The following is a 22616-nucleotide window of genomic DNA, read 5'->3' as shown; positions in this document are numbered from 1 at the left end:
TCCGTCGCCTGCGGCGCCACCTCCCCCTGGCGGGGGAGGATCAGGGTCGGGCTCGCTACCGGACCGCAGCGCGCAGCGTGGCGCGGACGCCGGTGTGCGTCGGGTCGTATTCGACGATCGTCTGCAGGCTCTGCGCCATCGCGCGGATCAGTTTCGTGCCGAGCCCCGTGCCGCGCGGTACCGCGTCTTCGGGAATCCCGCAGCCATCGTCCTCGACCGCGAGCAGGACGATGTCGTCGTCGATCCGGCGCAGCACCACGCGGACTTCGCCGCCGCTGGTGGGATAGGCATATTTGCACGCGTTGGTGACGAGTTCCGTGACGATCACGCCGAGCGACACCGCGCGATCGGTCGGCAGCCGGATCGGCTCGGCGAGCAGCGTCAGCGCGCGCGGGAGCGCGTCGGTCGACCAGGTCTCGGCGAGTTCGTCGACCAGCGCGCCGAGATATTCCTGCATGTCGACATTCTCGACATCGTTGCTCGTGTAGAGCCGCCGGTGGACCTGCGCGATCGCCTGGATGCGGCGCTGCGTATCCTCCAGCGCCTCGCGTGCGGAGGGGTCGGTTAGCGCGGTCGCCTGCAGGCGGACCATCGCCGAGACGAGCTGCAGCGAGTTGGCGACGCGGTGGTTCACCTCGCCGAGCAGCGCCTCGAGCCGCGCGTTGCTGGCGCGCAGATCGGCTTCGACGGACGTCTTCTCCTGTTCGAGCAGCGCGCGCGCGCGCACCTGTGCGAACGAGGCGTCGAGCAGGTCGAAGAAATCCTCGCCCACCGTCTTCACGACATAGTCCGCCGCGCCCGCCTTCAGCGCGGCGACCGCGATGCGGCCTTCCTCGGACCCCGTGACGTACACGACCGGGGGCGGATCGGGCAGCCGGCGCAGCGCCTCGAGCGTTTCGAGCCCGTCCATGCCGGGCATGTAGTGATCGACCGCGATCAGGTCGAACCGCTCGGCCGCCGCCTTGACCACGCCTTCCGCGCCGGTCTCGGCGACGGTCATGCGGTAGCCGCGGCGTTCGAGCGCACGCGCCGCCAGCCGCCGGATCCCGGCGTCGTCGTCGATGTAGAGAACGCTCGGCCCGCTCACTCGGCGTCGGGAACCTGGATCACCGACAGGAACAGCCCGAGCTGGCGGATCGCCTGCGCAAAGCTCTCATAGTTGACCGGCTTAGTGATGTAGACGTTGCAGCCCAGATCGTAGCAGCGCTCGATCTCGATCTTGTCGTCGGTGGTCGTCAGCACGACGACGGGCGTGCGGCGCAGCGGGCTGTTCTCCGCCTTGATCCGCGCGAGAATGTCGGTCCCGCTCATGTCGGGCAGGTTGAGATCGAGCAGGATCATCGCCGGGCCGCTCTTGGCGGGACCGTCGACCGCGTTGAACAGGAAATCGAGCGCGCTGGTGCCGTCGGTGAAGTGCTTGATGTCGTTCAGAATGCCTGCGCGACGGATGTTCTTTTCGATCAGCCGGGCATGGCCTTCGTCGTCCTCGATCATGACGATCCCGACGGTCTGGTGCTGGTTCATGGCGTGCTATCCTGAATCGTCATTGCGCTGGGAAGGTTGAGGCGGAAGGTGGCGCCGTCGCCAAGCGTCGACTGCACGTCGATCGTGCCGCCGAGACGATAGGCCAGCGCGCGGACATGCGCGAGGCCGATCCCTTCGCCGGGCTGATCCTGCGGCCCCGAGCGGCGGAACAGGTCGAACACGCGCTGATGATCGCGCACATCGATACCGCGGCCATTGTCGATCACCGACAGGATGACGCGGTTGCGCTCCTTGTGCCCGCGCACGACGATCTCGCCGGGACGGCCGGGCTTCAGATATTTGGTCGCGTTCTCGATCAGGTTCGACAGGATCTGTTCGAGCGCGAGGCGATCGGTGACGATCGCGGGCATCGGCCGCTCGACGCGGACCACCGCACCGCGATCGTCGACGATGTGCTGCATCGAACCGATGATCGTGTCGACCAGCTGCGCGGGGTCGATATGCTCGGGCGCGATCGTCCGGCGGCCCTCGCGCGACAGCTTGAGGATCGCGTTGATCAGCCGGTCCATCTTCTGCGTCGAGGTGCGGATGAAGCCTATCGCCTCGGGCAGGTCCTCGCGCGCGGCCAGCATGGCGTCCTGCGTCAGGATATGCGGCGCTTCGGCCTCGACACGATCGATCAGCTCGGCGAGCGGTCCGGCGGCGGTGGCGAGTTCGGCAGTGAAGCCCATCACGTTCACCAGCGGCGAGCGCAGGTCGTGGCTGACGATATAGGCAAAGCGCTGGATTTCCTCGTTCGCGCGGCTGAGATCCGCGGTGCGAGTCGCGACCTGCTCCTCGAGCGTCTCGTTCAGATCGCGCAGGCTGTCGCGCGAGCCCGCGAGATCGCTGGTGTAGCGGCGGATCACGAGGATCGCGAGGATCGCGACGATCAGGAGCAGTGCGGCGGCGAGCCCGGCGACCGAGAGGAACAGCGCGCTGCTGGTCTGCTGGCGGCCGGTGCGGATCGCGAGCAGGCGAACCTCGTCGGCGGCCATTGCCTGAAGACGGTAGCGGATGCCGCGCATCAGCGGCACGCTGGCGTCGACCGCGAACCGGCGCTGCGCCTCGGCGATCCGGCCCGATGCGACCAGCGCCACCGATTCGGTTCGCAGCGCGCGCAACTGGACGAAGCTTGCCTCGATCCGGTCTATCCGGGCGATCTGCGCGGCATTGTCGCGCGTGAGATGGCGGATCGTGCGGATCGACGGGACGATATTGCCCGCGGTCCGCGCATAGGCGGTCGCGAACAACGGCTTGCCCGCGAGCATATAGCCGCGCCGTGCGGTCTCGGATTGCTCCATCTCGATCTGGAGTGTCGCGATCGCCTGGCGGACGTCCTGCGTGTGGAGGATATCGGCGGTGTAGGTGCGGTTGCGGACCGTGATCCAGCCGATCGCGACCGCGGCGGCGGCGAGCGCGATGAAACCGAGCGTCATGAACGCGACCAGCCACCGGGCGACACGCCCCTCGGACGAGGGCAATTTCAAGCGTACGCTTACCATAGGCTGTCGATCTACGTTAAGGCCGGTCGTTACGCCAGCGATACCGCCCTGACGCAAAGCAATGGCGTTTCCGTGCACGATTCGCCCCCTGGCGGGGGAGGATAGGCAGCTACAGCAGCAGGTCCTGTGCGCTGGCCTTGCCGACCCTGCCGCCACCGCTGCGACGGTCCATCTCGTGGTTGGCGGTAAAGCGGATATCGGGGTCGCGATCGGTCATGAACGCCATCAGCGTCTCGTGATCGAGCTCGGACCATTCCTTGCCGCGATCGGGGCCATAGCGGACGCGCGGGATGAGGCCGGGATCGCGCGACCATTCGAGCAATTGCGCCAGACTCGCCTCGTTGAGCATGTCGCGCAGGTGGAACGCCGTGACGTACGCGTCGGGAAACGCGCGGTGCGCGGGCAGGCCGCGCTCATGCTCCATGCCCTGCGGCCTGCGCCAATAGCGCAGCACCTGGTTCGAGAAGCTCGGGCTGTCGGGCCACAGCCGCAGCGCGCATTTCCAGGTGCAGATCCACTCGGCGTCGCGGGTGAGCGCAGGGGTGCAGAATTTCTGCTCGAAATCGGCGCGGTGCGCGGCGAGTGCGAGGCGGCGCGGCCACGGATCGAGCACCTGCCGCGCGCAATCATGCCACCACGGCGCATCGGCGACATGCTCGTCGAGGATATGGTGGATCGCCTGCGTGACCGGCGGGATCAGCCGACCGGGATTGACGAGCAGGCTGCCGCCTTCGCCGTAGATCTCCCAGCGGCCGTCCTCGCCGAGCGCGACGTCCTGCCAGCCGATCTCGCAGACGCCGTGCGCGGGCGGGGCGGAGCCGGTCGTCTCCAGGTCGACGACCCGGATCATCTGCGGTTGCGGCTTGGGCTTGGGATAGGGGGGCGCCATGCCCGCCATGTGGGGACAAAAGCGCGCTTAATCCAGCGCGTATGTATCCTCGACGTCGAGTTCGCGGACGCCGCGACGCTGGCGCGCGCGGTCGACGAGCGTGCGCAGGCCCTCGCGGCGATCGCGCGCCATCGGGATATCGCGGAGCGTGAATTCGCCGCCGTTCGTGGTGCGATCGCTCGAGGTGAGCGTGATCGTGCCGATGTCGGTCATCTGGTTGAGCAGCGAATAGCCGAGCCGGACGTCCTTGATCCGGTAGAGCTCGACCTCGTCGATCGTCTTGAACAGGATGCCGCGTTTGATGATCAGCCGCTGGTCGGTGATCTCGTACGCCGCGCTGCGGTTCCTGAGCCAGCGGACGCCGATCAGGACGAAGCCGATTCCGACCAGGCAGGTGACCAGCGTTCCCCAGCCGGCAAAGCTGCCGAGCAGCCAGCGGCGCGTACTGGACCGGAATTCATCGACTGGGCGCTCCACGGGAGACTCCTTGGGGGTGGTGGCCGAACGGTAGGCGAGGGGGATGGCGTGTCAATCACGTGTCGCCGCCGCGTTAAGTACTGCCGCCATTCCCCGCGTTGTCGTTACCCCCGCGAAGGCGGTACTCAATCTGAGGGCAAGCTTTCAACCTGCACCCCCCCCCCGGCGAAGGCCGGGGTCCAATTGGGTGACGTTGCTAACCGATGTCGGCGCTTCGTTAATTCCACCGTTCCACTTGGGCCCCGGCCTTCGCCGGGGTGGCGTTCTAGGTGGGCCGCCCGGTGCGGATCACACCACTCGCCGCCAGCTGCGCATCGACCTCGGCCAGCAACGCCGCGAGCGCCGCCTGATCCTTCGCCTCCGCCCGGACGGTCAGCATCGCCTGCGTGTTCGACGCACGCAGCAGCCACCAGCCGTCGGCGGTCGTCACGCGCGCACCATCGGTGAGGATCACGTCCGCGCCTTCGGCCTCCAGTCGCGCGATCACCGCGTCGACGACGACGAATTTCCGCGCGTCCCCGACCGGGAAGCGCAGGTCGGGCGTCGCCACCAGCGCGGGCATAGCGTCGCACAGCGCGGTCAGCGAACGGCCAGACAGGTGTACCGCGCGGATCAGCCGTACCGCGGCGTAATGCGCGTCGTCGAAGCCGTAATAGTCGCCCGCGAAGAACAGGTGACCGCTCAGTTCTCCCCCGAGCGGCGCACCCGTGCGCGCCATCGCCTGCTTCATCAGGCTGTGCCCGGTCGCCGCCATGACCGGCTCTCCGCCCAGTTCGACGATCCGGTCGAACAGCGCCTGGCTCGACTTCACGTCGGCGACGATCGGTGCGCCGGGATGGTCGCGGAGTGCAGGTTCGACCAGAATGGAGAGAATCTGATCGCCCCAGATCACGCGTCCCCGCCCGTCGACCGCGCCGATCCGATCGCCGTCGCCGTCGAAGGCCAGTCCGAAATCGAGGTTCTTCGCCGCGACCAGCCGTTTGAGATCGGCAAGGTTGGCTTCTTCGGTAGGATCGGGATGATGGTTTGGAAAATTGCCGTCGACATCGGCGAAGATCACATGATGCTCACCCGGCAGCAGCTCGACGAGCTTCTCGATCACCGGGCCGGCGGCGCCGTTGCCGGTGTCCCAGCCGATCCGGTACGCGCCCCCCGCAAAGCCCGCCATCAACCGACCGACATAGGCGTCGAGCACGTCCGCGGTCGTGACCTCGCCCGCGCCTTCGCTCCAGGCGCCCGAGGCGGCGAGCGTCGCGAGGTCCTGGATGGCGTCGCCGAAAAATGGCGCGTGCGCGTGCACCATCTTGAAACCGTTATACTCGGGGGGATTGTGGCTGCCGGTTACCTGGATACCGCCATCCACCTCTAGCGTGGCCTCGGCGTAATAGAGCATCGGCGAGGTGCTGAGGCCGATGCGGACGACGTCGACGCCGCCGGCTGTCAGGCCGGAAACGAGTGCGGCTTCGAGTTCGGGGGAGGACAGGCGGCCGTCATAGCCGACGACGACGCGCGTGCCGCCGGCCTCACGGATACGGGTGGCGAAGCCGCGGCCGATCGCGACGGCGTCGGCGGGGCCGAGCGCTGTGCCGACGATCCCGCGGATGTCGTATTCGCGGAGCGAGGTCGGATCGAACTGATGGGTCATGGGCTCTCTCCGATTACGTCTCACTGCTGTGCCGCCGCGAAAGCGGAGGTCCAGGAGCCAAGAGCGATAGCGTTTTGCGACCCTGGGCTCCTGCGTTCGCAGGAGAACGGGTTAGCGCGCGCGCTTTAGCAGCAGGTCGCGCGCGGCGTTCACCCGGCGGGTCAGGTCGGTCGAGCCGCCACGGTCCGGATGCACCGAGGCGATCAGCCGCCGGTGCGCGCTGCGGATCGCGTCCACGTCCGCGGTGCGGTCGAGGCCGAGGATCGAACGCGCCTCGGCTTCGTCCGTCACCACGGCCCGTTCAGATTTGGACGTCGGCTTGGGCCGTAGATAATGCCAGGCCAGCCAGATGAAGACGGCGGCGACGATCCACTTCACGCAGCGACGCCGGGCATCGACGGCTGCTCCGCGACGACCTCGGGTAGCTGCAGCGCCGCCATCATCTCGCGCAGTTCCTGGCGGGCGGCGACGTGGGCGAGGCCCATGCTGCCAAACGCCTTCGCATCGATCATCGTCAGCCCGGCGGGGAACATCTCGCGGTAGATCACGCGCTCGCCGAGCCCCGGGATGATCCGGAAGCCGACGCGCTTGGCCAGTTGCGCCAGCGCATCCGACACGCGGCGCATGTTGCGCGCTTCGATATGCTGGAGGCGGTTGCGCAGCACGACCCAGTCGATCGTCGTGCCATCGGCGCGCGCGCGCTGCTTGCGCGCATCCCAGATGAGCTCGGAATAGAAGCTGGGGCGGGTGACGTGATACGTCTCGGGATCGACCTGTCCGATCAGGTCGAAGTCGACGAAGCTGTCGTTCATCGGCGTGACGAGCGTGTTCGACAGCGCCGCCGCGGTGCGCGCGAACGGATCGTCGCGGCCGGGGGTGTCGACGATCAGGAAGTCCGAGCCCTCGCACAGGGAATGCCAGAGATCCTCGAACTGGTCCTCGCTCTGTTGCGACAGCGTCGCGTGGCGCGGCATCGGCAGCACCGAGCCGTTGCGCTTCATCGTTTCGGCGCGGTTGTCGAGATAGCGGCCGACAGTGCGCTGGCGATGGTCGAGATCGAGACACGCGACGCGCGCGCCCTTGGCGGCGAGCGCGATCGCGACATGGACCGCGGTCGTCGACTTGCCCGTCCCGCCCTTTTCGTTGGCAAACACGATCACGTGCGTCGACGCTGCCGCTGGCAGAGGGGCGGCAACAGGCGTAGAAGCGGGGGTCTGTTCGGGGCCCGTGGCCAACGCGCGTTTCCTTATTGATCGTAACTGTCACCCTTCATAGAAGCCGCGACCGCACTTATCGAGTAGGAGTTTCACGTGGACATCGTCCGGGACCTGAATGCGTTGCGCGACAGCGTAGCCGCCTTTCGTGCGGGCGGCCAGCGCGTCGCGCTCGTCCCGACGATGGGGGCGCTCCACGCGGGCCATGTCGCGCTGATCGAGGCGGCGAAGCGGCCCGGGACGAAAGTGGTCGCGTCGATCTTCGTGAACCCCAAGCAGTTCGGGGCGAACGAGGATCTGTCGCGCTATCCGCGGCGCGAGATGGCCGATATCCGGATGCTCACCGAGGCCGGATGCGACCTGCTCTGGCTGCCGTCGGTCGAGGCGATGTATCCCGACGGGTTCGCGACGACGGTTCGCGTCTCGGGTGTCAGCGACGGGTTCGACGGTGCCGCGCGCCCCGGCCATTTCGACGGCGTCGCGACGGTCGTGTCGAAGCTGTTCAACCAGGTCGGCCCCGACGCGGCATATTTTGGTGAAAAGGATTACCAGCAGCTCGCGGTCGTCCGGCGGTTCGTCGCCGATCTCGACTTCGCGATCGACATCGTCGGCGTGCCGACGCAGCGCGACGATGACGGCCTGGCGATGTCGTCGCGCAACATCTATCTCGATGACGAGCAGCGCAAACAGGCGGTGGCCCTGCCGCGCGCGCTGGGTGTGGCCGCTCGAGCGATCGCGAAGGGCGAGGACGTCGAGTCGGTACTCGATGATGCGCGGACGACGCTCGTCGGCGCGGGGTTCACGATCGATTACGTCGCGCTGGCGGATGCCGAGACGCTGGCGGATAACCCCGCCGCCGATCGTCCGCGGCGGTTGCTCGCGGCGGCGCGGATGGGCGCCACGCGGTTGATCGATAACATCGCGATAGAGTTGTAAAGAACGCCTGTTAACCCATTAACCATTTCGTAGCCCGAATCACGGCAGTTTGTCCTCACGAACATTGGGGGCAAGACCATGGGCAGCAGTCTGAAGAACGCGAATAGTACGATCGAACGCCGTCTGGCCGATGCCGCGCGCGGCGACGGTCGGGCGTGCTACGAACTCGGGATGGTGTATTCGACGGGAACGTCGGGCGTCGTCCTCGACCTGATCGAGGCGCACAAGTGGTTCAACCTCGCGGCGGTGTCGGGGAACGTCGCCGCGCAGGAATGCCGCGCGGAAATCGCCGAGGACATGACGCCGCGCGAAATCTCGGTGGCGCAGCGCGCCGCACGGGACTGGATGCAGCTGACGCAACGCCGCGCGGCGTAAGCTGAAGGCTCCCCTTCCGCTTGCGGGAGGGGTTGGGGGAGGGGATCACCGCGAACGTCGCGTTCGTGGGGTATTTCGATCCCTCCCCTAGCCCCTCCCGCAAGCGGGAGGGGAATTAGGCTTCCTCTTTCTTCTTTGGCGCGGCTTTCTTGGCGGGGGCCTTTTTCGCCGGAGCCTTCTTTGCAGGAGCCTTCGCCTCGGCCGCAGCCGCCTTCGCCGGGGCCTTCTTCGCCGCAGGCTTCTTGGCCGGCGCCTTCTTCTTCTTCGTCGCCGGCGCCGCCGCCGCGCGCGCGTCGATCAGCGACGCGGCTTCCTCGAGCGTCAGTTGGTCCTTCTCGATCGACTTGGGCAGCGTCGCGTTGGTGGTGCCGTCGGTGACGTAGGCACCGTAGCGGCCCTCCATCAGCTTGATCTCCGCCTCGGTGCGCGGATGGTTGCCCAGCACCTTCAGCGGCGCCTGCGCGCCACGCGCGGTGCGTCCGCCGCCGGCCGCCGCTTCGGCGAGCTTCACCACGGCGGCGTTCATCCCCGTCTCGAACACGTCGGCGGTCGAGGTCAGCCGCGCATATTTGCCCGCATGCTTCAAATACGGACCATAGCGCCCGATCGCCGCGGTGATCGGCTCGCCGGTTTCGGGATGCGTGCCGACGGTGCGTGGCAGCGACAGCAGTTTTAGCGCCCATTCGAGATCGAGCTCGCCGATATCCTTCGGGATCGACGCCATCTTCCGCGTCTCGCCCTCGCCGATCTGGATATAGGGGCCGAAGCGTCCCGACTTGCGCTCGACCGGCAGGTTGGTGTCCGGATCGACGCCAAGCGTCGACGGGCCGGTATCGGCTTCCGCCTCGCCGCCGGGTTGCGCGAACCGGCGCGTGTACTTGCACTCGGGATAGTTCGAGCACGCGATGAACGCGCCGAACTTGCCGCCGCGCAGCGCGAGCTGGCCCTCGCCGCAATTCGGGCAGAGGCGCGGATCGCCGCCGTCCGCCTTGGCGGGGAAGAGGTAGGGCGCGAGGAAGGTGTCGAGCTCGGCGGTGATAGCGCTGGGCTGCTGCTCCATCACCTCGTTGGTGCGCGGCTTGAAATCGCGCCAGAACGCGTCGAGCACCGACTGCCACTGCGCGCGGCCGCCCGAGACGTCGTCGAGTTCCTCCTCGAGCTCGGCGGTGTAGTCGTAACCGACATATTTTTCGAAGAAGCGTTCGAGGAACGCCGTCACGAGGCGCCCGCTCTCCTCGGCGAAGAAGCGGTTCTTCTCGATCCGGACGTACGCGCGGTCCTTCAGCGTCTTGATGATCGACGCGTAGGTGGACGGGCGGCCGATGCCGAGCTCCTCCATCCGCTTGACGAGGCTGGCTTCCGAGAAGCGCGGCGGCGGCTGCGTGAAGTGCTGCTCGGCGTCGACCTTCTTCTTGGCGGGGGCATCGCCCTCCTTCATCCGCGGCAGGCGGCGGGCGTCCTCGTCGGCGGAGTCGTCCGACCCTTCCTCGTACAGCGCGAGATAGCCGGGGAAGAGCACGACCTGACCGGTGGCGCGCAGGATATTGCGCCCCGTCCCGTCGGCCATCTCGACCGTCGTGCGCTCCATCCGCGCCGACGCCATCTGGCTGGCGAGCGCACGCTTGAAGATCAAATCGTACAGCCGCGCATGGTCGCCGCCGCCCGCCCTGTCCTTGGAGAAATCGGTCGGGCGGATCGCCTCATGCGCTTCCTGCGCGTTCTTCGCCTTCGACTGATACTGGCGCGGCTTGTCGGGGACGTAGCTCGCATCGAAGCGGTTCGCGACCGCGAGGCGTGCGGCGCTGATCGCGCTGCCGTCCATCTGCACGCCGTCGGTACGCATGTACGTGATCGCGCCGTCCTCGTAGAGGCCCTGCGCGATCCGCATCGTGTGATCCGCCGAGAAGCCGAGCTTCCGCGATGCCTCCTGCTGCAAGGTCGAGGTGGTGAACGGCGGCGGCGGGTTGCGCGTGGCGGGCTTGGTCTCGACCGTCTGGACCGAGAAATTGCCGTCGAGCACCGCCTGCTTGGCGCGCAGCGCGTCGCCCTCTTTGCCGATCGACAGGCGGTCGAGCTTGTTGCCCTCGAACTGAGTCAGCCGCGCCTGGAACGCGGTGCCGTCATGCTCCATCTCGGCCGTCACCGACCAATATTCCTGCGGCTTGAACACGTCGATCTCGCGCTCGCGCTGGACGATCAGGCGCAGCGAGACGGACTGCACGCGGCCGGCGGACTTGGCGCCGGGCAGCTTGCGCCATAGCACCGGCGACAGCGTGAAGCCGACGAGGTAATCGAGCGCACGGCGGGCGCGGTACGCGTCGATCAGATCGTCGTCGAGCTCGCGCGGGTTCTTCATCGCCTCGGTGACGGTGGCCTTGGTGATCGCGTTGAAGGTGACGCGCTCGACCTCCTTGGGCAGCGCTTTGCGCGCCCGCAAAACCTCACGGACGTGCCACGAAATCGCCTCGCCCTCGCGATCCGGATCGGTCGCGAGGATCAGGCGGTCGGCGAGCTTGGCGAGATCGGTGATCGCCTTGAGCTGCTTCGACTTATCGGCGTAATTCTCCCACGTCATCGCGAACGCATCGTCGGGATCGACCGAGCCATCCTTGGGCGGCAGGTCGCGGACATGGCCGTAGCTGGCCAGCACGCGATAGTCGCTGCCGAGATACTTCTCGATGGTTTTGGCCTTGGCGGGCGATTCGACGATGACAAGCTGCATGGGGAAACCGGGGTCCTTACGTGTACGCGTACGAGGGTGACGGCGTCGGGGTGGCCGCGTCAACCCGGGGTGACCCCGGAATGACGTGCCCCAAGTGCCGTCGCGGCAGCCGGTTTTCCAGAGGGCGGCAGCCTGGCGCCCCCTGAATTTACCGCACGCATCGGCAAACGCGGCACTTTCTGGCAGCGATCCTGCCTCGGCCGGGAGAGGATCGCACACGCACAGTGTAAGGAATCTTAGAAGCGATAGCCGATCGTCGCCTGGACGGTGCGGCGGTTGCCGTACCAGCACCAGTTATAGTTGGCGAAGCACGACGTCAGATACTTCTTGTCGAAGATGTTGGCGCCGTTGACCGCCAGGCTCAGCCCGCGCAGCGACGGCGCGAGCTTTTCCAGGTCGTAGCGGACCAGCGCGTCATAGACGGTGTAGGACGGGCTGTTGCGACCCTGCGTCTCGCCCGGCGAGACGCCGGCATAGACCTGGTCGACATGCCGCACCGCGCCGCCGATCGTCAGCCCTGCGAGCGCGCCGTCCGGCGCCGCCCAGTCCAGCCCGAGCGACGCGCCGCCACGGCCGACGGTCTCCAGACCCCGGCCGACGCGAGCCGGGTTGTCGGCGTCCTCGGTGACCTTGACGCGCTGGCGGCTGAACGCGCCGCGGGCAGTGAAGCCGTAAGGCAGCGGTGCGCTACCCTCGAACTCAACGCCCTGCGAACGCACGCCACCGGTCTGCCGCGATCGCGAGAAGTTCGGCGTCGAGGTAAGCACGTTGGTCTGTTCGATCCGGAACCACGCACCCGACAGCAGGATCTGCGTCCCCGGTACCGTGAACTTGGCGCCCGCTTCGAGCTGTTTGCCAAGCGATGGGTCGGCGAGACCCGGCGATCCGTCGCTGCGTTCGATCAGGCTGGGCTGCTGTTCGAACGACGTCGAATAGCTGACATACGGGGCCAACCCGAACGGCAGCGTGTAGAGCGCGGCGGCGCGATAGGTGAACTTCTCATCGTGCTTCACGCCGAAGCCCACCTGCTCGGAGCGCGCCCAGTCCTGCCGTCCGCTCAGCACCAAGCGAAGGTCGCCCAGCGACATCTGATCCTGTGCGTAGAGGCCTTGCTGACGTTGCCGTATGTTCGTCGGATTTTGACCGCCGATCTGCTCCGGCGCGGTGGGGACCGTCGTCGTCCCATAGACCGGGGCAAAGCCGTTGAGCGACGGCGCGACGCCGAACGCCACGATTTGGGCCGAGTGCGCGACCTGGCGATCGACGCCGAAGAGAAGCGTGTGCTTGATCGGCCCGGTCTGGACCGTGCCGCTTAGCTGGTTGTCGAACGTCCAGTTGTTGAGCTGTTCGCGCGACGCATAGGAGGCGCGCGAGAAGGTCTGGCCGCTCGGATCGCTCGGATCGAGCCCGCCTGCGGTATAGATCAGCCCCAGATTGGCCTTCACATATTGATAGCGGCCCGACGAGCGGAACGCCCAGCCGCCGCCCAACTCATGGCGGAAGATGTAGGTGAGCGCGGCCTGGTCGCGGCTGAACCGGTTGCCTGCTTCGCCCCCGTCGAAGCTGGTCGGCAGCTTGCCGTTGGGGTTTGCGAGCAGCGTGCCACTGGCCGGAAACACGCCGTAATCGCCGTTATACGGATCGTGCGAATAGGCGCCGAGCAGCGTGAAGCTGGTCGAGCTGCCCGCGCCCGCGGTCACCGCGGCCGAGATCGTCTGGCGTTCGCGCTTGCCGAACTTCTGCTGCGTGTCCGCGCCGTTCGCGCTGCCGTTGATCCGCCACAGCACGCCCTCGCCGGCGCGCCCGCCGAGATCGGCGTCGACGCGGTAGAGATCGTAATTGCCATAGGTCCCGCTGATCGCGCCGTACAACGCCTGGTCGAGCGGGAGCTTGCTCGATTCGGCGACGAGGCCGCCCGGGCTCGACTGGCCGTACAGCACCGATGCGGGCCCCTTGATGACCTCGATCCGGTCGAGCCGCGAGACGTCGACCTGCGGCACCGCATAGCCCGATGCGCTGCCGAACTGTTTCAGGCCGTCGAGATACACCGGCGCATCGAACCCGCGCAGCTTGAACTGGTCGTACACTTCCGCGCTTGCGCCGCGCGTCTCGGGGGTGACGCCAGCCACGAAGCGCAGCGCCTGGTTGAGGTTCTGCAGGCTGCGACCCGCGATGTCGTCGCTCGTGATGACGCTGATCGATTGCGGGGTCTCGGCCAGCGGCGTGTCCGTCTTGGTCCCCGACGACGCCTGGTTGCGCGCATGTTGGCCGGTGACGACGACGATCCCGGTGTCGAGGCTGGCGGCGGGCGCCGCCGGCGCGGTCTGTGCCAGCCCGGGGGCGGCGGTCGCTGCCGAAGCTAGCAGGACGGCTATGCCGAAACGTCGTGTCATGGGATCCCTTTCGTAATGCTGGCCGGCTACCGTTCTTGATAACTATTATCAATAGCGAATATCGCGATCGCGGCCCGCGGAGGCCGGCTGTGATATCCGGGCATCAGTGCGGACCGCTTCGCCGCCCCCAGGTTGCATTGCGGGCGCTTCCGCAGCACCGCGCGGGATCAGTGACGATCGACGGGATATGAGGCAGGTCATGAACGGACGGGATTTGGCGGTGGAGATCGCGACGGCAGGCGACGCGGCATGGTTCGCCAACGCGTCGACGCGTCGCTTGCGGATCCGCAACATGGTGCCGGGCGAGTTCGCCGACGTCGTGGGTCCGGCGCCGGTCGGCATGGCGTGGCGGACGATCGTGCTGGAGGCGCAACCGGGTGCGCGCAGCCGTCAGGCGATCGCGCTGCCGATCGCCACCGCGCTCGAGACGTTCGACGACGAGGCGCTGTTCGCGCTGTTCCTCCAGGTCGCCCCGGCGGGCGCGCGCGACGTGATCGCCCGGCTGCGAAAGCTCAAGATGCCCGCACCGGCTGACTCGCAGACACCAGCGAAGAACTGAAGGCTCCGTTCTTCGCAGCGTTTCGGCGGCAGTAAGCCTGCGGTGCGGGACATGTTGCGGACACATATCGGACCAAGCGAGCCTGACGCGTGACGGACCGTGCTTCCGCTCCGGGGATCTGATGCTAGCTTATAGTTAGTGATGCGCGCTTCATGGCGCTGCGTCCTTGGCGCCCCGCCCGGATACGAGAGTGTCGCACGGACGGGCGGGGCGCCATCGTTCACCAATAATTCACCAGGTTCCGGCAAAGCGGTTCGCAGAGGATTCGCCTAGTAACGCGTACCTTCTGCGCTCCGCCGGTTTCAGTCACACGGACAGGCGGAGCGCAAAACCTCTGTTTCTTCGGTGCTACGCAAGCCCCTGGCGCGACAGACGCGCGTCGATCAGGTCGAGCTCGCGGCCGAGCTGCTCCGCCAGCGTCACGCCGATTTCCCGCCGCCGCGCCAGATCGAAGATCGCATTGCGCTCGGCACGGACCGCCGCCAGCCGCATGTCGCGCTCGATCGGCGCATCCGCCTGGCCGGTACGGTCCTCGGGCAACGTCGCCAGGCTGTCGATCCGCTCGCGATACTGATCCATCAGCCGCGCGGCGATGTCGGTGAAGCGATCCGGATCCTCGCGCCCGTCCGCCATCTGGTGCTGGACACGATCGAGCTCGGCGATCGCCGCCTTGGCGGAGACCAGCCGGGCCCGGTCGCGCGCCGCTGCGATGCCTTCGTCGGGCGGCAGGTTCAATCCGCGCAGCAGCAGCGGCAGCGCGACCGCGGCGATCACGAGCGACGACAGGATCACGCCCGACGCCAGGAAGATCACCAGATCGCGCGCCGGGAAGGGCGTTCCGTCGTTCAGCGTGAGCGGCAGAGTCAGTGCACCCGCCAGCGTGATCGCACCACGTGCGCCCGCCGCCGACATCGCCGCGATGATCCGGCGCGGCGGGCTGACCGCGGCGTCATCGTGCCGCCGCGCGCGCAGCAGCGTCAACTGCATCGACACCCACACCCAGCCGAAGCGCAGCACCGCGAGGCCGAGCACGACGGCGAAGACATAGATCGCCAGCCACCAGGGGCTGACATGCCCGGTCGTGGTGACCGTATCGCGCGCGCGCACGAACACCTCGGGCAATTGCTCGCCGAGCAGCACGAAGATCACGCCGTTGAGCGTGAATTGCAGCATGTCCCACACCGCGCGGCGGCGGATCCGCGTCCCTGCCGCGACGCTGGTGGTGGCACCGGTAAAGGTCATCGCGATCCCCGCGGCGGCGGCGGCCAGGACACCCGATGCATGGACATGTTCCGCCGCGAGATAGGCAGCGAACGGGATCAGCAGGCTGACCAGGATGTTCGAGCCGGTCTCGTCGCCGAACCGGCGCGCGAACGCGGCCTTGCTCGCGACGATCGCCCAGGTGATGCCGACGCCGATCGCGACCCCCGCCAGCGCCATCCACGCAAAGGTCAGCGTCGCCTCGCCGAGCGAGAAGCCGCCGGTCAGCACCGCGGCAATCGCGAATCGCACGCAGACCAGCCCCGACGCATCGTTCAGCAACGCCTCGCCCTCCAGGATGTGCATCATCCGCTTCGGGATCGGCGCCTTCTGCGCGACCGCGGACACCGCGATCGGATCGGTCGGCGAGACGACCGCCGCCAATGCGAACGCGACGCCCAGCGGCATCGTCGGGATCAGCCAGTGGATGAACACGCCCATGCCGAGCACGGTCAGGAAGACGAGCCCGAGCGCCAGCCCGAGCACCGCGCCGCGATCGCGGAACAGCTCGTCCTTGGGGATCCGCCAGCCGTCGAGGAACAGCAGCGGCGGCACGAGCAGCAGGAAGAACAATTCGGGGTCGAGCTCGACGCGGACATGCGCGACCATCCCGACCAAAGCCCCCAGCGCGATCTGAACGAGCGGTCGCGGCAACGCCGACGGCAGCATGCGCGACGCCATCCCGCTGATGACGACGGCGAGCAACAGGAACAGGCACAGGGTAACGATCTGCAAAACGGAAGGCCCTCGGTTGATGTAGAGGCGACCCTATACACGGATTGTCGTCTTTTGGGGGATCGTCCGGTCGGCGCTTCGTGCGTGATTCGCCCAAGAGAGCACTCGTAGACTACCGAGACCTTGGCATGAACACCGTTGTCCAAACTCCTCGGACCGTCCAAAAGACCCCGATGCTGATCCGGCCATACCCGCATATCTATCTGCGTCGCCGCGATATGGTTCAGACGATTGGCATGATCATATGCCTGCCGATCTTCGTTTATATATTCTCGCAGAACGGTTGGAGCCGGCGGGATACTCTCGCTCTAACGGTCATGGTGGTTCTTATCACTGTGACACGCATAGTGACACTTGCTGTTGACGCGAAACTCCGTCGACATACTAGATATGAGCTGCGCGACGGCGGATTGCACATTTTTCGAAACAACGATTTCGTTACCACTATTCCGATCGCAGACCTGGACCGGATTCACCCCGACAGCGTCGACGGCGAAGGCTTAGGCTCCGCCGAGCTGCCGCACCGCGCGTTAACCGACTTACGCGCCTTTAATCGGTGGAGGTTTCTTATTCCCGCCCTCTACGCAGACGCTGAGTTGAGCGTCGTGCCCGAGATCGCCAAGGTTTGCGTCCTCATCAGGGCAGAAGCAAAAATGAGCAACGCGATTGCCGCTAAGGACTAACGCTCACGCCTCCGCTGCCCACGCAAACCGCCCCGTGCATGCGGGAGTTCGACCCTACCGCGTGATAGCCTCGGCGTGGCGGACGATGTCTTCGCAGAGGCGGTGGGTGGCGAGGATGTCTTCGGCTGCTGTCGGCCGGGCTTCGCGGACGCCGGCGAGGAAGTCGGCGCACATCGCGTCGAAGCCGCGTTGGCGCGTGACCGGGGTCCAGTCGCCGCGACGGGTGCGCGTGTCGGTGCCGGCCTGGTCGCGCGTTTCGGAGAGGTTGAGGACGGAGCGGCGGCGGCCCGCGGCGATGACGTCGAGCCGCTCCTCGTCGAGCCCGGAGTCGCGCTGCATCGTGCCGATCGCATGATGGCCATCGCCCGCGAGCGTCAGCGTGATCGCGCTGAGCAGGCCGTCGCGGACGATCGTCTCGATCTGCGTCCGGGCGATCGGTCCGGGCGCCAGGAACCGCAGCGTGTCGACGACGTGGATGAAGTCATCGAACACGACGCGGCGCGGGGTGTCGGGCTGCGCGTGGCGATGCTTCTGCATCAGCATGAACGCGCGGGGGCCGCTGCGCAGCGCGGCATAATCGGGGGCGAAGCGGCGGTTGAAGCCGATGGCGAGCAGGCAGCGCTGGCGCTGCGCGAGATCGACCAGCCGTGCGGCCGCGTCGAACGTATCCGCAAGCGGCTTGTCGACCAGCACGGCGGCACCGTGGGCAAGCAGCGTCTCGACCATCTCCGGGTGGGCTGGCGTCGCCGAATGGACGAACGCGGCATCGAAGCGCGCCGCGGACAGCGCCGAGTCGAGACGGTCGTGGAGATGCGTGATCCGGTACGTCGCGCCCAGCGCGGCGAGCACCGCGCGATCGCGCGTGACCAGATGGAGCTCGATCCCCGGCGTCGCGGCCAGCACCGGGAGATAGGCCTTGCGCGCAATGTCGCCGAGCCCTGCCATGATCACGCGCATCGCGCCGTGCTGCTTATTCGGCGACGTCGATCGCGTGGGTCTGGATGATCACCGGGCGCGCGGCGGCGAGATCGCGCGCGGCCAGCCCAAACGCCTTGAAATGGTCCGATGCCATGTGCTGCTGGACCGCGGCGTCGTCGGCATAGAGCTCGTTGAACACGAAGCGGCGCTCGCCATCGGCCTCGCGCCACAAATCGTAGTGCAGCACGCCGGGCTCGGCGCGCGATGCGGCGACGCAGATGCGCGCGGCGTCGACAAACGCGTCCTCGCTGCCGGGCTTCACGGTGACGAAGGCGATGATCTTGACGGACATGGGGCATCCTTCTTTTTGGTGTTGCCGCGTTCTGGCGCGGGACGCCCCGCACGACAAGCCTCGTCGCGACGTGCTGCCTGCTTGCCCCGCCGTCCCCGACCATCGTCCGGGATGGCGGGGATTCGTTATGCCGTCGGTGCGGCGACCAGCGTCGCTTCGCGCGCCATCAGCAGATGCAGCAGGCCGGGGGCGGGGCGCGCGATCGCGTGGACGCCGAGCGCTTCGAGCGCGGTCGCCGACGCGCGGTCGGTGTCCTTGAGGCGGATGCGCAGACGCGTGCCATGCTGCGTGGCCGCGTCGACATTGTCCGCGCCGCCCAGCGCGGCCAGAGTCGCCGGCGTGAGGCGGATGTCGGCGACCTCCGGCAGCGGAGCGACCGCCGCAGGCGCGACGCCACCCGCCGCGATCGCATCGCGGATCTCGACCGCGACCGAATCGGCGATCGGGCCGAGCACGATCTGCAGGGCATTGGCCGAGGGCCGGATCAGGCCGCGCGCGCCGAGCGCCTTCAGCCGTGCCTCGTCGACTGCCCCCTGGTCCGCGACGATCAGCCGCAGCCGGGTCGTGCACGCGCCGACGCTGGTGAGGTTGGCGGCGCCGCCGAGCGCCTCGGCAAACGCGGCGCCGCGTTCGCTCTTGGCGACCGCCACCGCCGTTACCGGCGCATCGCGCTCGCGACCCGGGGTCGGGAGATCGAGGCGCTTGATGACGGTGCGGAACAGCACATAGTAGATCGCGGCATAGGCAAGGCCCACCGGGATCAGCAGCAGCGGCTTGGTCGCCTTGCCGTAGTTCAGCACGTAGTCGAATAGCCCGGCGGAGAAGCCGAAGCCGAGCTTGACGCCCAGCGCGTTCATCAGCGCCATCGACACGCCCGTCAGCACCGCATGGATCGCGTAAAGCACGGGCGCGAGGAACATGAAGCTAAACTCGATCGGCTCGGTCACGCCGGTCAACGCGGACGTGAGCGCAAGGCTGAGCAGCATGCCGCCGACCGCCCCGCGCCGCTCGGGCAGCGCCGCATGGTACATGGCGAGGCACGCGGCGGGCAGGCCGAACATCATCACCGGGAAGAACCCGGCCATGAACGCGCCGGCATTGGGGTCGCCCGCGAAGAAGCGCCGCAGATCGCCGGTCGTGCCGTGGTAATCGCCCGCGACGAACCAGACGATGTTGTTGAGCAGGTGATGCAGCCCGGTGACGAGCAGCAGCCGGTTGAGCAGCCCGAACGCGAACAGCCCGAACCCGCCCGCGCCGCTGATCCCGTAGCTCAGACCGTCGATGCCGGTGCTGAGCGCGCCGAAGCCAAGCCCGACGACCACCCCGAGCGCAAGCCCAGCGACGCCGCTGACGATCGGCACGAACCGGCGCCCGCCGAAAAAGGCGAGATATTCGGGCAGCGCGATCGCCGAGAAGCGGTTGTAGAAACTCCCGCCGATCAGCCCCGACAGGATGCCGATCGGCACGTCGAGCCGCGCGATCGCCTTGGCCTTCCACGCCGCGGTGGCGAGCGCGATCGTGTCACCGGTCAGGCCTTTGAGTGCGTCGGCGGGCACTGTCATCAACGCCTGCGCGCCCTGCGTGGTGACGAGATAGCAGACCACGCCCGCGAGACACGCGGCGCCATTGCCGTCGCGCGCGAAACCGGTCGCGACACCGATCGCGAACAACAGGCCGAGATGCGAGAAGATCGCGTCGCCCGCCGCGCTGAGCACCGCGATGTCGAGCAGGTCGGGCTGGCCGAGACGCAGCAAGAGCCCTGCGACGGGGAGCACCGCGATCGGCAGCATGAGCGCGCGGCCGAGCGGCTGGAGGGCTTCGAGCAGCGACTTCATGGGCGGAAACTCCGGGCGAGCGTTCGCACGTCCGCGGCTGAGATACAGGACATCGCCGCCGCGGCATGCGCGCGGCAGGCGTCGATCGTGAGCGTCGCGACCAGCGCCTTGATCTCGGGCACCAGCGCGGGCGCGGACGACAATTCGGTGACGCCGAGCCCGATCAGGATCGGCACCGCGAGCGGATCGGAGGCGAGCCCACCGCACACGCCGGTCCATTTGCCGTGGACCGCGCCGCCTTCGCACGTGCGCGCGATCAGCCGCAGCACCGCGGGGTGGAGCCCGTCGAGGTCGCTGGCGACCGCCGGATTGCCGCGGTCCATCGCGAGCGCGTACTGGGTCAGGTCGTTGGTGCCGATCGAGAGGAAGTCGGCTTCCTGTGCGAGCAGGTCGGCGGTGATCGCGGCGGCGGGCGTCTCGATCATGATGCCGAGCGCGACATGCTCGGTATGGCCGGTCGCGGCAGCGGCGGCGTCGAGCGCGGTGCGGACCGCGCGGAGTTCGGCGAGGCTCGCGATCATCGGCACCATGATCCGGCACTGGCCTGCGGGGCGGACCGCGAGGATCGCGCGCAGCTGTGCGTCGAGCATCTCGGGGTGCGCGAGCCCGACGCGGATGCCGCGCAGGCCGAGTGCGGGGTTCTCCTCCGCGGCGATCGGCAGATAGGGCGCGGGCTTGTCGCCGCCGATGTCGAGCAGCCGGACGATCAGCGGGCGGCCGGCGAGCGTGTCGGCGATGCGCTGGTAATCGGCGGTCTGTTCCTCGACGCTCGGCGCGCTGTCGCGTTCGAGGAACAGGAATTCGGTGCGCAGCAGCCCGCAGCCCTCGGCGCCGTTGCGGACCGCGGACTCGGCATCGTCGGCCGAGCCGAGATTGGCGAACGCCTCGATGCGGACGCCGTCCTGCGTGCGGCATTCGCGCGCGGCGTTGGCGAGCGCGGCGCGGCGGCGCTCGGTCTGTGCGTCGAACGCGGCCTGCGCGGTGGCGAGCGTGGCTGCGTCGGGTGCGACGTGGAGCAGGCCCGCGCCGGCGTCGAGGATCAGCGGCGTGCCGGCGGCGATCTCGGCGAGCGCTGGGCCCATCGCAACCAGCGCGGGGAGGCCCATCGTCGCGGCGAGGATCGCGACATGCGACGTCGGCCCGCCGCGCTCGACGCAGAAGCCGACGATCGACGCGGTGTCGAGGCCGAGCAGATGCGAGGGGAGCAGGTCGTCCGCCAGCAGGATCGTGCCGGGGGGGAAGCTGAGGCGTTCGTCGAGGTCTTCGCCGGCGAGTGCGCGCAGCACCTGCCGCTCGAGGTCGAGCATGTCGTCGGCGCGCTCGGCGAGGCGTGCATCGCCGGTGGCGCGGAGCGCATCGGCCTGCGCGCGGATCGCGGTGCGCCAGGCATAGGCGGCGCTGTCGCCGCGGGCGATCGCCGCGTGGGCGTCGTCGGTGAGCGTCGGGTCGTCGAGCAGCGCGCTATGCGCGGTCAGGATCGCGCGCTCGGCGCCGATGGCGGTCGCCGATTTAGTGGCGAGCCGGTCTGCGACGGTGGCGAGCGCAGCGTCGAGCGCGGCGCGTTCAGTGGCGGCGTCGGCGCCTTCACGGACGACGGCGATCTCGGCGAGGCGGAAGAGTCCGGCTTGGCCGATCGCGATGCCGGGGGAGGCGGTGACGCCGGGGAGGCGGCCGTCGGCGGGGAGGGTCGTGGCCTGCTTTCTCGCTCCCTGTTCCCCCGCGAAGGCGGGGCCCCAGAACCCAGCAGCGCCGACGTCCGTGGCTTCTCGGCCCCCGCCTTCGCGGGGGAACACGGGGGCGGTTGGGGCGGATCCCGCCTTCTCGCCCATGCCGCCGAGGATCAGGTCGCCAATTGCCGCAAGCGCGTCGGCTGCGTCCGGGCCGGTGGCGGCGATCGTGATCTCGTCGCCGAGCTTTATGCCGAGCGCCATCAGCGCGACCGGGCTGCGGACGTTGCCGTCGCGCCGATCGGCCTCAACGAGGGCGTCCTTGGTGATCTTCACCTCGGACACGTATCTCCGCGCGATCTCGCCGATCCGCGCTGCTGGCCGGGCATGGATGCCGTGGACCAGCGGCACCACGATCGTGCGGCGGACGGTATCGCCCTCGACGATCGCCACATCTGCGCCATCGTCGCGCGGTTCGAGCGTCATCAGCGCCTCGCCGACGCCGACCAGCCTGCCCGTTTCGCGGCGAACGATCGTGAAGCGCTCGGGGTTGGTGACGATCACCGGGGTGATCACCGCGCGCGCTTCGCAGACCAGCAGGTCGAGATCGAAGCGGATCAGCGGGTCGCCGCGCTGGACGCTCGCGCCCTCGGCCACGCACGGGCTGAACCCGCGCCCGCCGAGCGCGACCGTGTCGAGCCCGATATGCATCAGGATCTCGGCGCCCTCGGGCGTGCGCAGCGTGATCGCGTGGCCGCTCGCATGGACGCTCAGCACGACCGCGTCGCACGGTGCGTGCAGGCAGTCGCCGGTCGGGTCGACGGCGATCCCGTCGCCCATCATCCGTTCGGCGAAGACCGGGTCGGGGACCGCCTCGAGAGGCGATGCCCAACCCTGGAGGGGCGACGTCAGGATGAGGGGTTTCAT

At 68.0% G+C, this 22616-nt stretch carries 19 protein-coding genes; 4 read left to right on the top strand and 15 right to left on the bottom strand.

The features are described 5' to 3' along the window. Nucleotides 1-55: 55 nt before the first annotated feature. The 8 genes from ASF00_RS03455 to ASF00_RS03420 form a co-directional block, all read right to left on the bottom strand. Nucleotides 56-1087, bottom strand: a complete 1032-nt coding sequence (locus ASF00_RS03455; RefSeq protein ID WP_082463192.1) for a sensor histidine kinase — start codon at nt 1085-1087, stop codon at nt 56-58. After that, a complete protein-coding gene (locus ASF00_RS03450) occupies nt 1084-1524 on the bottom strand; it encodes a response regulator (RefSeq protein WP_055874104.1) in 441 nt (146 codons plus the stop codon). Before ASF00_RS03450 ends, ASF00_RS03455 begins: the two co-directional genes overlap by 4 nt. Then, nucleotides 1521-3029 carry a sensor histidine kinase gene (locus ASF00_RS03445; RefSeq protein ID WP_055874101.1) on the bottom strand — a complete coding sequence of 503 codons (1509 nt, stop codon included), beginning with the start codon at nt 3027-3029 and terminating at the stop codon, nt 1521-1523. Before ASF00_RS03445 ends, ASF00_RS03450 begins: the two co-directional genes overlap by 4 nt. A 109-nt stretch (nt 3030-3138) precedes the next feature. Continuing rightward, nucleotides 3139-3918, bottom strand: coding sequence for an exonuclease domain-containing protein (locus tag ASF00_RS03440; RefSeq protein ID WP_055875338.1), 780 nt, complete (start codon nt 3916-3918; stop codon nt 3139-3141). A gap of 27 nt (nt 3919-3945) precedes the next feature. Next, complete coding sequence (locus ASF00_RS03435; RefSeq protein WP_055874098.1) at nt 3946-4395, bottom strand: PH domain-containing protein; 450 nt, start codon at nt 4393-4395, stop codon at nt 3946-3948. A gap of 265 nt (nt 4396-4660) precedes the next feature. Next, complete coding sequence (pgmG, locus tag ASF00_RS03430) at nt 4661-6040, bottom strand: phosphoglucomutase/phosphomannomutase PgmG (RefSeq protein ID WP_055874095.1); 1380 nt, start codon at nt 6038-6040, stop codon at nt 4661-4663. 111 nt (nt 6041-6151) lie between these two features. Beyond that, nucleotides 6152-6418 carry a DnaJ domain-containing protein gene (locus tag ASF00_RS03425; RefSeq protein ID WP_055874092.1) on the bottom strand — a complete coding sequence of 89 codons (267 nt, stop codon included), beginning with the start codon at nt 6416-6418 and terminating at the stop codon, nt 6152-6154. Further along, complete coding sequence (locus tag ASF00_RS03420; RefSeq protein ID WP_055875335.1) at nt 6415-7224, bottom strand: division plane positioning ATPase MipZ; 810 nt, start codon at nt 7222-7224, stop codon at nt 6415-6417. The genes ASF00_RS03425 and ASF00_RS03420 overlap by 4 nt, the downstream gene beginning before the upstream one ends. Before the next feature lie 126 nt (nt 7225-7350). On the opposite strand from ASF00_RS03420, the gene panC reads away from it, so the two are divergent. Further along, complete coding sequence (gene panC / locus ASF00_RS03415) at nt 7351-8190, top strand: pantoate--beta-alanine ligase (protein ID WP_055874090.1); 840 nt, start codon at nt 7351-7353, stop codon at nt 8188-8190. Between the two features lie 78 nt (nt 8191-8268). After that, on the top strand, nt 8269-8565 hold the full coding sequence (locus ASF00_RS03410; RefSeq protein ID WP_055874087.1) for a sel1 repeat family protein: 297 nt from the start codon (nt 8269-8271) through the stop codon (nt 8563-8565). Nucleotides 8566-8680: 115 nt separating this feature from the next. On the opposite strand, the gene topA is transcribed toward ASF00_RS03410, so the two are convergent. After that, a complete protein-coding gene (gene topA / locus ASF00_RS03405; RefSeq protein WP_055874084.1) occupies nt 8681-11287 on the bottom strand; it encodes a type I DNA topoisomerase in 2607 nt (868 codons plus the stop codon). Nucleotides 11288-11523: 236 nt separating this feature from the next. Further along, complete coding sequence (locus ASF00_RS03400) at nt 11524-13680, bottom strand: TonB-dependent siderophore receptor (protein WP_055874081.1); 2157 nt, start codon at nt 13678-13680, stop codon at nt 11524-11526. Between the two features lie 187 nt (nt 13681-13867). Here ASF00_RS03400 and ASF00_RS03395 point away from each other — a divergent pair, with 187 nt between their 5' ends. Further along, nucleotides 13868-14239, top strand: coding sequence for a hypothetical protein (locus ASF00_RS03395; RefSeq protein WP_162233550.1), 372 nt, complete (start codon nt 13868-13870; stop codon nt 14237-14239). A 348-nt stretch (nt 14240-14587) separates the two neighbouring features. Here ASF00_RS03395 and ASF00_RS03390 read toward each other — a convergent pair whose 3' ends face one another. Further along, entirely contained in the window at nt 14588-16234 is a 1647-nt protein-coding gene (locus ASF00_RS03390; RefSeq protein ID WP_055874077.1) for a Na+/H+ antiporter, read from the bottom strand. Between the two features lie 128 nt (nt 16235-16362). Here ASF00_RS03390 and ASF00_RS03385 point away from each other — a divergent pair, with 128 nt between their 5' ends. Next, nucleotides 16363-16917 carry a hypothetical protein gene (locus ASF00_RS03385; protein ID WP_156348148.1) on the top strand — a complete coding sequence of 185 codons (555 nt, stop codon included), beginning with the start codon at nt 16363-16365 and terminating at the stop codon, nt 16915-16917. A 54-nt stretch (nt 16918-16971) separates the two neighbouring features. On the opposite strand, the gene ASF00_RS03380 is transcribed toward ASF00_RS03385, so the two are convergent. From ASF00_RS03380 to ptsP, 4 genes are all read right to left on the bottom strand, one after another. Continuing rightward, complete coding sequence (locus ASF00_RS03380; protein ID WP_055874073.1) at nt 16972-17874, bottom strand: Gfo/Idh/MocA family protein; 903 nt, start codon at nt 17872-17874, stop codon at nt 16972-16974. Between the two features lie 13 nt (nt 17875-17887). Continuing rightward, nucleotides 17888-18187 (bottom strand): putative quinol monooxygenase, encoded by a 300-nt coding sequence (locus ASF00_RS03375; RefSeq protein WP_055874071.1) that lies wholly within the window; start codon nt 18185-18187, stop codon nt 17888-17890. A gap of 125 nt (nt 18188-18312) precedes the next feature. Beyond that, the gene (nagE, locus tag ASF00_RS03370; protein ID WP_055874068.1) at nt 18313-20022 is read right to left on the bottom strand and encodes an N-acetylglucosamine-specific PTS transporter subunit IIBC; all 1710 of its coding nucleotides are present in this window, start codon (nt 20020-20022) and stop codon (nt 18313-18315) included. Next, complete coding sequence (gene ptsP, locus ASF00_RS03365; RefSeq protein WP_055874065.1) at nt 20019-22616, bottom strand: phosphoenolpyruvate--protein phosphotransferase; 2598 nt, start codon at nt 22614-22616, stop codon at nt 20019-20021. Before ptsP ends, nagE begins: the two co-directional genes overlap by 4 nt.

This window comes from Sphingomonas sp. Leaf34 (assembly GCF_001421805.1).
Classification (GTDB): Bacteria; Pseudomonadota; Alphaproteobacteria; order Sphingomonadales; family Sphingomonadaceae; genus Sphingomonas.
The sequence above is the reverse complement of the archived record's forward strand: the minus strand, read 5'-3'. Positions and strand labels throughout refer to the sequence as shown.